Source organism: Limosilactobacillus coleohominis 101-4-CHN (assembly GCF_000161935.1).
GTDB lineage: Bacteria > Bacillota > Bacilli > Lactobacillales > Lactobacillaceae > Limosilactobacillus > Limosilactobacillus coleohominis_A.
The window spans coordinates 168,733-180,858 of the sequence record NZ_GG698804.1; the positions used below are offsets into that span (position 1 = coordinate 168,733).

Here is a 12,126-nt window from a genome sequence, read left to right on the forward strand (position 1 = left end):
CCTCTTAAATAATTTCTAACATTATTATCGCACGTCTGCACTATTTTTAGTGCGGATTTTTCTTACTTAATTGCCATTGTAAATAGGCATTGATAAACGGATCCAAGTCACCATCCATTACTGACTGACCATCGTGGGTTTCATATCCAGTCCGGTTATCCTTAACCAACGTGTAAGGATGAAAAACATATGAACGGATTTGGGATCCCCAGCCAATTTCCAGCTGTTCGCCTTCCAATTCTGCCCGTTGCTTTGCCTGTTTTTCTTGCTCTAATTCATATAATTTTGATTTCAGCATATTCATTGCTGTCACCCGGTTTTGCAATTGGGACCGTTCCGCTTGTGAAGAAGTAACGATCCCAGTTGGCAAGTGAGTAATCCGAACTGCAGATTCTGTTTTATTAATGTGCTGACCACCGGCACCACTGGAACGGAAAGTATCAACCCGCAAATCTGACGGATCGATATCAACCTCAACACTCTCGTCCAGCTCAGGCATCACATCTACCGAAGCAAAGGAAGTATGCCGTCGCCCTGCAGCATCAAACGGTGAAATTCGAACTAACCGGTGAACACCTTTTTCTGGATGCAGATAACCAAAGGCATTATGTCCCTTAATTAACAAAGTTACACTCTTGATTCCAGCTTCTTCACCGGCTTCATACGCAGCCGTTTCGACGTCAAAGCTATGCTGGTCAGCCCAGCGCAGATACATCCGTAGCAGCATTTCACCCCAGTCTTGAGCTTCCGTACCACCGGCACCCGGATGAATTTCTAAAATGGCGTTATTTGCATCATATGGGCCGCTTAAGAGTTGACTTAAGCGGTACTGTTCCAGTTGTTTTTCCACTTGCGGCAGCTTTTGGTCCAACTCTTTTTGCAAATCATCATCCGGCATTTCCTTTAATAACTCTACACTGGTTGCTAGGTCTGCCAATTGGTCCCGGAGATTGGTAAAGGTGTCCCGTCGCTCCTTCAGCTGGTTATTATCATTAATCAGTTTTTGTGCCTGTTCACTATCATTCCAAAAATCAGGTGCCGTCATCTGATGCTCATTCTCTGCAATTTGTTCATTTAACGCATCGAGGTCAAAGGGACCTCCCGAAGTGCGTAACTTCTGTCTGCATTTGTTCAATTTTTTTACTAATATCTACCAGTTCCATAATTTAGTCTCCTTAACACAAAACGGGAACGTGAAAGAAGCCATCCTTGGCTTCGTCCTCACGTTCCCGCGAACTCGTTTGCGGGCCTCTCTTCAGATTTAAACTTGGTTAAAATCCGGATGTCACAGCCCCTTGTTTTTGTAATAACTTTACCTGACTAACGGGTAACGTTCTGACGAATTTCCGACTTCATAAATAACCGCGTGGTTTCATATTCGATATCAGCTACCATCTGTTCAAACATGTGGTACCCTGCCGTCTGATATTCAACTAGCGGGTTCAATTGTCCATAGCCCCGTAATCCAACTGACTGACGGAATTGGTCCATTACATCAATATGGTCAGTCCAGTGAGCATCAACTACCCGCAGAATAACCACTTTTTCAAACTCCAGCATCTGGTCAGCGTCATAAAGTTGGCGTTGTTTATCTTTATAAACACCTTCTGCCAGACTCATCAGATAGTCAACAATTTCCGCTTGGTTTTTGCCCTTTAAATCATCAACACTAATGTCATCCGGCTTCACTAATACTTCGCCAGCAAAGTCGACAATTTCTTGTAACTTCCAGTCTTTTTGATCACCTAATGTATGTTGGTCAACTTCCCGTTGAATGGTCCGTTTAACCATTGGCATCAAAACCCACTTGAGTGATTTTTGTTCTGTAATGACTTGTTGCCGTTCTTTATAAATAATTTCCCGTTGTTCACGCATCACATCATCATACTGTAAAACGTTCTTCCGAGAATCATAGTTATTCCCTTCAACCCGTTTTTGAGCAGATTCAACTTGTCGAGTAAGGAACCGACTCTTGATAACGGCATCGTCACCTTCAACTTTCATCCGGTCGAGGAATGCCTTAATCCGGTCACCACCAAAGCGCCGCATCAGATCATCTTCCAATGACAAGTAGAATTGTGACAAGCCAGGATCACCTTGCCGTCCGGAACGGCCCCGTAATTGATTATCAATCCGCCGGGATTCGTGACGTTCCGTACCGATAACTGCTAGGCCACCAAGTTCTTTCACTCCTGGACCTAACTTAATGTCGGTTCCCCGTCCGGCCATGTTAGTTGCGATGGTAACTGCACCAACCTGACCCGCATTTTTAATAATATCCGCTTCTTTTTTGTGATTTTTTGCGTTCAAAACCACGTGCGGAATTTTCGCTTGATCTAGCAAGTGCGAAAGGTGCTCAGACGTTTCAACTGCGACGGTACCCACGAGGACTGGTTGTCCTTTTTCGTGAAGTTTTTTAATTCGGTTAACCACTGCCGTAAACTTACTGTCTAGGGTAGGGTAAAGTAGGTCTGGTTCGTCTTTGCGGGCTACCGGACGGTTCGTTGGAATGGTAATTACTTCCATATTATAAATTTCACGGAATTCTTCCATTTCAGTCCGGGCCGTCCCCGTCATCCCAGATAGCTTATTGTACATCCGGAATAAGTTTTGGTAGGTAATGTTGGCCATCGTCTTATTTTCTTCTTGAATCTCCACGCCTTCCTTGGCTTCGATGGCTTGGTGAAGGCCATCAGAGAAACGCCGCCCTTTCATTACCCGACCAGTAAACGAATCAACAATTAGTACTTCACCATCAGAGACCACATAATCCTTGTCCCGTAACATGATATAGTTTGCCCGCAAAGCTTGGTCTAAGTGGTGCGTTAAAGCGGTGTTTTCAGGATTATACAGATTTTCCAAGTTAAAGTACTTTTCTGCCTTTTTAATTCCTTGGTCAGTCAACGAAACTGTCTTCGATTCCAGATCGATCTTATAATCTTCATCCTTCTTCAGCTTCTTCACAAACGTATCTGTTTGTTTATAGAGCTTCGAGGTTCCCGTTCCTGGACCAGAAATGATCAGTGGTGTCCGGGCTTCATCAATCAAGATCGAGTCCACTTCGTCTACGATACAGTAGTTAAGGCCCCGTTGAACTTGGTCCTCCTTGTAAACTGCCATGTTATCCCGCAAGTAATCAAAACCAATTTCACTATTGGTTGAGTACATGATATCTGCTTGATAAGCTGCTCGCTTTTCATCAGGACTCTTTTCAGCACCGTTAACCCCCACTGAGCAGCCAAGCCACTTATAAAGTCGACCCATTTCTTCAGCATCCCGTTGGGAAAGATATTCATTAACGGTAATAACGTGGACCCCTTTGCCACTCAAAGCATTTAGGTACACCGGCATCGTTGCGGTTAGGGTTTTCCCTTCCCCAGTTTTCATTTCCGCAATGTTCCCTTCGTGTAGAACAATCCCTCCCATAATTTGAACATGGAATGGATACAGTCCTAATACCCGCTTAGCTCCTTCACGTGCCACTGCAAAGGCTTCTGGCAATAATTGATCCAGAGTTTCACCATTTTGAATTCGTTCTTTAAACGCTGGGGTTTTCGCTTGAAGTTCTTCATCCGTCAGCTTACTCATTTCATCAGCGTATTTTTCAACCTTATTTGCTAATCGGTTAATCCGTCGTAATTCGCGACGGTCACTTTCAATCCACTTTCTGAGTATGTTTGCCATAGAAGTGTCCTTTCCTTCATCTTGTTATTTGCCGGTGGTTTTTCTTTGTGTAAATTTATGCGAAAAACACCATGCTAAATATATATATACAATCCATTTTACCATGGAAAATTACCGATTAAAACTCTCTCGTGGACAAATAAAAAGAAGGCGATCCGTAAATCGTCTTCCTGAACTGAACTAGCGTGTTAGTTGATTTCAATTAAGCCATAACGGCCATCGTTTCGGCGGTAAACAACACTTGTGCCATTAGTATCCGCATCTTGGAAAATGAAGAAGTCATGACCCAACATATCCATTTGTAGAACCGCTTCTTCGGAATCCATTGGCTTCAAGGAAATTTCCTTGGTCCGTACAATCTTCAAAGAGTCATCTTCTGTTCCATCATCACCAGGAACAAATTCCAGATTCTTCAGGCCCTTTTCCCGTGACTTCCGGTTAACCTTCGTCTTGTACTTACGGATTTGCCGTTCCAGCTTATCAGTTACCAAGTCAATGCTTGCATACATATCATTGGATGTTTCTTCTGCTCGTAAGGTTAAGTAAGGAAGAGGAATGGTAACTTCAACCTTGAAGGTCTTGTTTTTGTAAACCTTTAAATTAACATGAGCGGTTGCATCAACGTTGTCTTCAAGGAACTTATTGATCTTACTAATCCGCTTTTCAACATAATCACGAATTGCATCAGTGAGGTCAACATTTTCTCCACGAATATTGAATTTTAACATTGTACTTTACTCCTTTCAGTCCAAGCGATTGGGCTTGTTCTGAATATCAGAAGGACCACTCTTCTCATATCCTTATCTCTATTATAGATTGATTTACCTTAATTAACAATTTATTCTCGTTTGGATTTTAGAAATTCTTTAACTAGCTAGTGTCACACTCCAAACTTGGCGACAACCAGCTTGCCGGCATAGCGTTGCTGCGTGGTAAAGCGTTCGTCCAGTAGTATAAACGTCATCAACTAAGACAATTCGTTTGCCAGATACTACACTAGGCTGAAGGAGTTTGAACGGTTGTTTCGTCCGGAGTCGTTGCTCACGAGTTTTTGATGACTGTGGAGCCGACTTCTTCACTTCTTGAGTAACTAATAGCCCTGTTTGAACCTCCATTTCTAGTAATCCCGTTACTTGGTTAAATCCACGTGTTTGCCAAGTACGTTCATGGACGGGAATCGGTATAATTAAATCTGGCTTGCGCCTGGTAACCAAACTACTCATTTCCTCAACAAACACGTGTCGGAGACGATAATCCCCTTGAAATTTATAATCATGCATGTACTGCTTCATGGCCCGATTATACTGATATAAACTCTCGTTAGCTAGTAAAAAGCCGGTTAAACTACGCCACCGTTGACAATCAGCACAGTACTGCCCACGTTGCCGACCACAACCTTGACAGCGATTCTCTGAACCAATTTTTATAAATTGTTGGCGACACTTATCACAAATTTTCTTCTTATCGGGGGATATCATTAATAATTGCATCAACGTGGATTGGCCACTAATTGAACATCCACATATTAAACATTTCGACATTGTAATCTCCTACCAAGTCGATTCAGGAACTTAATCTGACGCACTGCTGAACTAACTGTCAGGGTATTACCACCAATAAAAAAGGTGATTTGACCATCCGGGTAATCGGCGGAGCGGCCTACCCGACCAGCAATCTGTACTAACGCAGAACTTGAAAAAACCTCATCATCAGCACCGATAACACAAACGTCAATTGCCGGAAAAGTGACGCCGCGTTCCAGGATTGTGGTCGTAATTAAAAATTGGTACTGCCCTTCCCGCATTCCTTGAACCTTTGCCAACCTTTCATCATCTGCAGCATACACTGTCGTAAAGGCAGCTTCCGGAATTATTTTCTTAAGAGCATCTGCAACCGGCGTTAAGTCTGAAACATGTGGTACAAACATTAAAAAACGTTTCTTTATTTGCACATGACGATTCACCCAGCGAATCACCATTATTGGTAATCTGCCATGTGCTAACCGGCACCGCCATTTTGAACTAATTTTGATGCACTTAATTTCCGGTAACAAATGTCCATGATAACGAAGAGGTAAATGACTAACCGTTAACCGATGCCGTTTTATCTCACGCAACATTGTTTGACCAGGTGTTGCTGTCATCATTAAAAGACCTCCCGTCGATTTTTTCGCCTGATGCGTGGCAAACAGTAACTGATGATTAGCTGCATATGGAAACGAGTCCACCTCATCCACAATCAGTAAATCAAATGCATGATAGAAGCGAAGCAATTGGTGCGTCGTACATACGGTTAATGGACAATACCGGTACGGCTGCTCCTGCTGACCATGTAATAAAATCATTGGTATTTTTTGAAATGCTTGCTGTAAACGCGGAAATAATTCCAAACAGACATCCACTCGTGGTGAAGCAATGCAAACCCGCTCCCGTTTTTTGAGTGCCTGTTCAATGGTTGAAAACATCATCTCCGTTTTACCAGCCCCGGTCACTGCCCATAGTAAATGTTGTCGATGCTTGGCCATCGCCTTTCGTACCTCTTCTGCTACCCGTGATTGTAATGGTGAAAGCTGTCCTCGCCACGTTAACGGTTCCGTTGGTGGAGAAAATTGGTTTGGCTCTGGAACATGGTAAAATAAATCTAACGTCGATACTCGCCCTAAGTTAATACACTGTGGGCAATAATATTGTCCATGCGGTAATACACCCTCCTCACGTGCAGTCACAGCATTACAGCGCAAACAACGAACCGAAGTGGTGACTGCCAATGTCGGCAAAACCTGCACTGTAGTTGGTAACTTCAGTGGAAGATCAACTTTTGAAACGAGTTCGCGACGACCATATAATAAACTAATATCCATAATTTCCCTCCCATTATTTAAAGACGAAAATTAATTGCATTTTTGTGAGGTAATTTTAAAATGACTACTCAAGATTATTTAACAATTCGTGAAAATACGACACACGAAATTACCATCAAAAAATCACGGTTCATCTGCTCGCTTGCCCGGGTGAAAGACGAAGCTGCAGCAAGAGCCTTTATCGATAAGATTAAAGCTATTCATCGCAAGGCAACCCATAATTGCTTTGCTTATCAAATTGGCACCGATGATCATATCCAACGAGAAAGTGACAATGGCGAACCGAGTGGGACTGCAGGGATCCCGATTTTGGAAGCATTACAATTAGTGGGTGTCCACGATGTATGTGCTGTGGTGACCCGTTACTTTGGTGGAATCAAGCTGGGCGCTGGTGGTCTTATCCGCGCATACAGCAATGCGACTTCCGAAACAATCAAACAAGCGGGCCTCGTTCAACGCGTTCAACAAGCCTTGCTCCAAATTAACGTGCCCTACAAATTACATGATCAATTAATTTACTTTCTGAAGGAACAACAATTAGAAGTTGCCAACGAAGAATACGGTGTAGATGTTCAAACTACCATTTTCGTGGATGAAGCGCAGGTTTCAGCTGTGCAAGAACAACTGACCAACCGATTCAGTGATCAACTCACAATCCACAAAAATGGCACCAGGTTTCATGAAATTCCATACGAAAATTAAAAAATCGGCGTATGCAAAATAGTCTGCATACGCCGTTTAACTTATCTCAGCCAAGCAACTTGGCAATTACATTTAAAATAATCAGAACTAGGCATAGAGCCAATAGTAACCGCACAGTGCGTTTCATGTGTCGATCACCACTTTGAATTTTATCCCAGTGGAGACCGATAAACCCGCCTACGATCGCCAAACAACCAATAATGCCACAAATTCCAGAGTAAAAGTGATTATGCTGAATGGTAAAGGATGCTAAGAATACTAATCCAAGCACAAACGCTAACCCACTCAGTAAAGTTCGTCTATCCACAATTTCTCCAATCTTACTATTCATGTAAGTGATAACTATAAGTTGCCACAACAATATTCTGCCGTGAGTTTAGCACGGTCCGTAAACGCAGACTAGTTTGGTTGTGGAGGATCAATTGCCAAGGATGCTTTGGGATAAATTGTGGAACCAGAACTGTCGTGGAATAGTTCCGCGCTTCCGCTCGCTTAGCAATGACATCAACAAACCGTAACGTCGGTGTGGCAATGGACCGGTAGGAGGAATGAATGTCAACAAAACGGACATCTGGATATTCTGCCTTAAACTCATTGGCTGTTTTATGTTCCTTACCAGGGTTCTCATCAAATGAAACGTGCATGGCAATAACGTAGTCACCAATTGACCGCGCATAGTTAATCGCCCCTCTGGTTACCCGGGTGACATTACCAACCAAAACGATGACCGTTGAGCCATCATAATCATGAAGTTGAACTGCGGTCTTTTCAGCCACACGAAGCTGTTTGCCAACTTTAATGTAGTGGCTGTGAATCTTATGGAACATCCACAATAAGCAAGGCATGATAATCAGGTATGGCCAAACATTTTCGAAGTGTTGCCAAAATAAGGCTGCGACTAGGGAAAGCGAAATTAATGCCCCCACAAAGTTGATGCAAGACTTTCCAATCCACCAGCCTTCCCGTTCCCGGAACCAGTGAATAATCATCGCAGATTGTGACAAGGTAAACGGCACAAACACCCCAACCGCATAGAGCGGAATCAGCATGCTGGTTTGCCCGTGGAAAATCAATATCAACACGATGGCCCCAACAGCCAGTGAAATGATCCCGTTAGAATAACCTAGTCGATCTCCCCGATCCATAAATGCGTGGGGAAGGAACTTATCTTTGGCCATATTATAAGCCAAGATTGGAAAGGCTGAAAAACCGGTGTTTGCTGCTACCGCTAAAATCATCGCCGTTGATAATTGAAGTAAGTAGAAGCCTAATCCATGGCCGCCGAAAATCCTCGTTCCGATTTGTGAAAGAACCGTCACCTTAGCATTCGGCACAATCCCTAAGTAAAAGCCAAAGAAGATAATCGCAATGAAGAAGAACGCTAAGATGGCACTCATGATGGCCAATGTGGTTGAAGCGTTTTTTTCTTTAGGTTCATTAAAGTTTGGCACTGCGTTACTTACCGCTTCGACCCCGGTTAGTGAGGAAGAACCAGCTGAAAATGCTCGAACGAACAGTACAAAGCTCATTCCAACAACTGGGGTTCCATAATCTGCAGGCGCATGATAGGTAATGTGCCCAGTCGCAATATTAACCGCACCAACAATCACCATTATAAAAATCATGATGACAAAGAAATACACTGGAACGGTCAGAAAGTTAGCACTCTCGCTCATTCCCCGTAAATTCATAAACATGATCAAAAGAACAATGATGACCGAAATAGGGACAGAGTATTTATACAATGCTGGAATGGCAGACGTGATAGCTTCGGTCCCAGAGGTTGTCGAAACCGCAACGGTCAACATATAGTCAACGAGCAACGAGCCACCAGCTATTAATCCCCCATTCTTACCCCAGTTTTTGGTAGCTACAATGTAGGCACCACCTCCACTTGGGTATGCATGAATAATCTGTTGGTAAGATAGCGTAATTGCCAATAATAGGACCAACACAATCGCAGCAATTGGTATCGAGTACCACATTGCCATCGCCGACAAAGTTACCAGAACTGTCACAATCTGCTCTGGTCCATAAGCAACTGACGAAATTGCATCAGAAGAAAGCATTGCTAGTGCTTTAAACTTTGATAGGTGTGTTTTCCCTTCGTCAAGGGTTTTCAAGGGCTTTCCAATTAACACCCGTTTCAAATAACGCCACATAAGTTATTCTCCTCAAAAGTAATAAATCAAAAGCTATTCTACTCCACTCTCTTCGTGAATTGCTACCATTTTTGTGAAATAATCTAAATATTAATTGCTTACCTTTGAATCTGGCAGCGATTGAAAAATTGTTGCTAAAATAATCAAGCCACTGCCAACCCAATCTGCTAAACCGAATGGCGTCGATAGGAAAGTCACTGCCAAAATCGTTGCTATCAATGGCTCAAAGGCCGCTAACATTCCGGTAGTACTAGGTAGAATGTACTTCACGCTTCCTAGAAAAAGGGTATACGCAAACAATGTTCCAAAAATAATAATAAAGAAAATCATACCAACATCATTGCTTGATAATTTAGGAACGGGAAATCGCCAATACAACGGTAGAAAAGCTAAACCAGAAATTAACATAGACCAACCCACTACGTTGATGGTGCCATAGTTTTTGAATAAGTCTCGTGGCATAATCGTATTAATCGCTTCCGAAATTGCCGCTAATAATCCCCATAAACAAGCTAGCGGTGATAAAGCTAAATGATCGATATGACCACCTGTCACCAATAAGAACGTCCCAAGCAAGGCAACCACAATTGAGATAACATCTATCCGTCGAGGGAGCATTTTAGTTCTAATTGCGAGATAGCTAATAATAAATACTGGTCCCAAAAATTGAATAACGGTCGCAGTTGGTGCATTACTATATTTGACTGCAACAAAATATGATAACTGTGACGCACACATTTCGACAAATGAAAACAAAATTAAGTAACCAATTCGTGACCAACTGCTCAACAGCGCTTTAACTTTAGCAAAGTTCTTAATGATTGAGAAAACAACAAGAAGCCCCCTGCTCCCAGTAACCGCAATCCAACTAGCCAATACTCATTAATTGTTGGATTAGCAAACAAGTATTGGACCGCAGCCCCCGAGGCACCCCATAAAATGGCACCGCTAATGGCCATAGTAATCCCAATTTGTCGTGAACTAATAATATCTCCTCCAATAGTAAATTACTAGCTTCAAAGTTATCATATTCCAATATAAAACCCAACCCTCATAACAAAAAAAGCTCTAGGAATCCTAGAGCTTTTTTAACAGATAATTGATATTAGATTACATCATGCCGCCCATGCCAGCACCTGGTTGTGGAGCATCCGGAGCCGCATCCTTTGGTTCTGGCTTATCGGCAACAACTGCTTCCGTCGTTAATAACAATGCGGAAACTGACGTTGCGTTTTGCAAAGCTGACCGAGTAACCTTGGTTGGGTCAACAATTCCGGCATCAATCATATCTTCGAACGTGCCATTAGCAACATTGTAACCAACACCTGGCTTTTCGTTCTTCAATTGGTTAACAATTACAGAACCTTCAACACCAGCATTTTCAGCAATTTGACGAACTGGAGCTTCTAGCGCGTTCTTTACAATGTTAACACCAGTTGCTTCATCGCCAGAAACATCCTTTTCAATTGCTTCAATATCTGGAATAACGTTTACCAAGGCCGTTCCACCACCTGGAACAAATCCTTCTTGAACAGCAGCCCGCGTAGCGTTCAAAGCATCTTCAATGCGGTACTTCTTTTCCTTAAGTTCGGTTTCAGTAGCGGCACCTACCTTAACAACGGCAACACCACCGGAGAGCTTAGCCAAACGTTCTTGAAGCTTTTCCTTGTCAAAGTCAGAAGTTGACTTGGCAATTGCTTGCTTAATTTGGTCCACCCGTTCAGCAATGGCGTTCTTGTCACCACTACCGTCAACAATGGTGGTAGCATCTTTTGTAACCGTAACCTTGTTAGCTTGACCTAATTGATCAACGGTAACGTCCTTTAATTGCATCCCAAGATCATCGGAAATAACTGTTCCACCAGTCAAGATCGCAATATCTTGTAATTGAGCCTTCCGCCGGTCACCAAAACCAGGCGCTTTAACAGCACATACGTTAAAGGTTCCCCGAATCTTGTTCAAAACAAGGGTTGGTAATGCTTCCCCAGTAATATCATCAGCAATGATCAAGAGAGAACGACCTTCTTGCACAACTGATTGTAATAATGGAAGAATGTCTTGAATGTTGCTAATCTTCTTATCTGTAATCAAGATGTATGGATTATCAAGATCTGCTTCCATCTTGTCATTATCGGTAACCATGTATTGAGACATGTAACCACGATCAAAGCTCATCCCTTCAACCACGTCCACACTAGTTTCAACACCACGAGAATCCTCAATTGTAATGACACCATCATGACCAACCTTTTCCATGGCATCAGCAATCAACTTACCAACTTCAGGGTTTGCAGCTGAAATTGAAGCGATTTGCGCAATGTCATCTTTGGTCTTAACATCATGGCTCATCTTGTGCAATGCAGCTACAGCAACCTTAGTAGCCTTTTCAATCCCGCGCCGGACACCAACTGGATTAGCACCAGCAGTAACGTTCTTCATTCCTTCGTTAACAATAGCTTGAGTAAGGACAGTAGCAGTCGTAGTCCCATCACCAGCAATATCATTTGTCTTGGAAGCAACTTCGGCTACTAACTTAGCTCCCATATTTTCAAAATGGTTGTCTAAGTCAATACTCTTGGCAATCGTAACCCCATCATTAGTGATTGTTGGTGAACCATAGCTTTGTTCCAAAACTACGTTCCGTCCCTTAGGACCAATCGTCGTCTTAACTGTATCTGCAAGCTTGTCAACACCAGCCATCATTGACTTACGTGCATC

The 12,126-nt window shown here is 42.8% G+C and carries 10 protein-coding genes; 1 reads left to right on the forward strand and 9 read right to left on the reverse strand.

The genetic code is table 11. From position 1 onward, the window contains the following. Positions 1-46 precede the first annotated feature (46 nt). From prfB to HMPREF0501_RS05960, 5 genes are all read right to left on the reverse strand, one after another. Positions 47-1,163 (reverse strand): peptide chain release factor 2 gene (gene prfB, locus HMPREF0501_RS05940; RefSeq protein WP_412047820.1). Its coding sequence is split into 2 segments (ribosomal slippage): positions 47-1,090 and positions 1,092-1,163, totalling 1,116 coding nucleotides; the frame shifts between segments, so codons are not numbered across the junction. Positions 1,164-1,320: 157 nt separating this feature from the next. Further along, the gene (gene secA / locus HMPREF0501_RS05945; protein ID WP_006917004.1) at positions 1,321-3,684 is read right to left on the reverse strand and encodes a preprotein translocase subunit SecA; all 2,364 of its coding nucleotides are present in this window, start codon (positions 3,682-3,684) and stop codon (positions 1,321-1,323) included. A gap of 188 nt (positions 3,685-3,872) precedes the next feature. Beyond that, positions 3,873-4,412, reverse strand: a complete 540-nt coding sequence (gene hpf / locus HMPREF0501_RS05950) for a ribosome hibernation-promoting factor, HPF/YfiA family (RefSeq protein WP_006917005.1) — start codon at positions 4,410-4,412, stop codon at positions 3,873-3,875. Positions 4,413-4,550: 138 nt separating this feature from the next. Then, positions 4,551-5,225 (reverse strand): ComF family protein, encoded by a 675-nt coding sequence (locus tag HMPREF0501_RS05955; protein WP_006917006.1) that lies wholly within the window; start codon positions 5,223-5,225, stop codon positions 4,551-4,553. Continuing rightward, on the reverse strand, positions 5,210-6,544 hold the full coding sequence (locus tag HMPREF0501_RS05960) for a DEAD/DEAH box helicase (RefSeq protein ID WP_006917007.1): 1,335 nt from the start codon (positions 6,542-6,544) through the stop codon (positions 5,210-5,212). The genes HMPREF0501_RS05955 and HMPREF0501_RS05960 overlap by 16 nt, the downstream gene beginning before the upstream one ends. 60 nt (positions 6,545-6,604) lie before the next feature. Here HMPREF0501_RS05960 and HMPREF0501_RS05965 point away from each other — a divergent pair, with 60 nt between their 5' ends. After that, positions 6,605-7,246, forward strand: coding sequence for a YigZ family protein (locus HMPREF0501_RS05965; RefSeq protein ID WP_006917008.1), 642 nt, complete (start codon positions 6,605-6,607; stop codon positions 7,244-7,246). Positions 7,247-7,292: 46 nt separating this feature from the next. Here HMPREF0501_RS05965 and HMPREF0501_RS05970 read toward each other — a convergent pair whose 3' ends face one another. The 4 genes from HMPREF0501_RS05970 to groL form a co-directional block, all read right to left on the reverse strand. Then, complete coding sequence (locus HMPREF0501_RS05970; RefSeq protein ID WP_040456050.1) at positions 7,293-7,553, reverse strand: hypothetical protein; 261 nt, start codon at positions 7,551-7,553, stop codon at positions 7,293-7,295. Between the two features lie 16 nt (positions 7,554-7,569). Continuing rightward, positions 7,570-9,408 carry an APC family permease gene (locus HMPREF0501_RS05975; protein ID WP_006917010.1) on the reverse strand — a complete coding sequence of 613 codons (1,839 nt, stop codon included), beginning with the start codon at positions 9,406-9,408 and terminating at the stop codon, positions 7,570-7,572. 90 nt (positions 9,409-9,498) lie between these two features. Continuing rightward, on the reverse strand, positions 9,499-10,284 hold the full coding sequence (locus HMPREF0501_RS05980) for a DMT family transporter (RefSeq protein ID WP_223206790.1): 786 nt from the start codon (positions 10,282-10,284) through the stop codon (positions 9,499-9,501). A gap of 234 nt (positions 10,285-10,518) precedes the next feature. After that, positions 10,519-12,126: chaperonin GroEL (groL, locus tag HMPREF0501_RS05985; RefSeq protein ID WP_040456006.1), on the reverse strand; the 1,608-nt coding region annotated here is incomplete at its 5' end.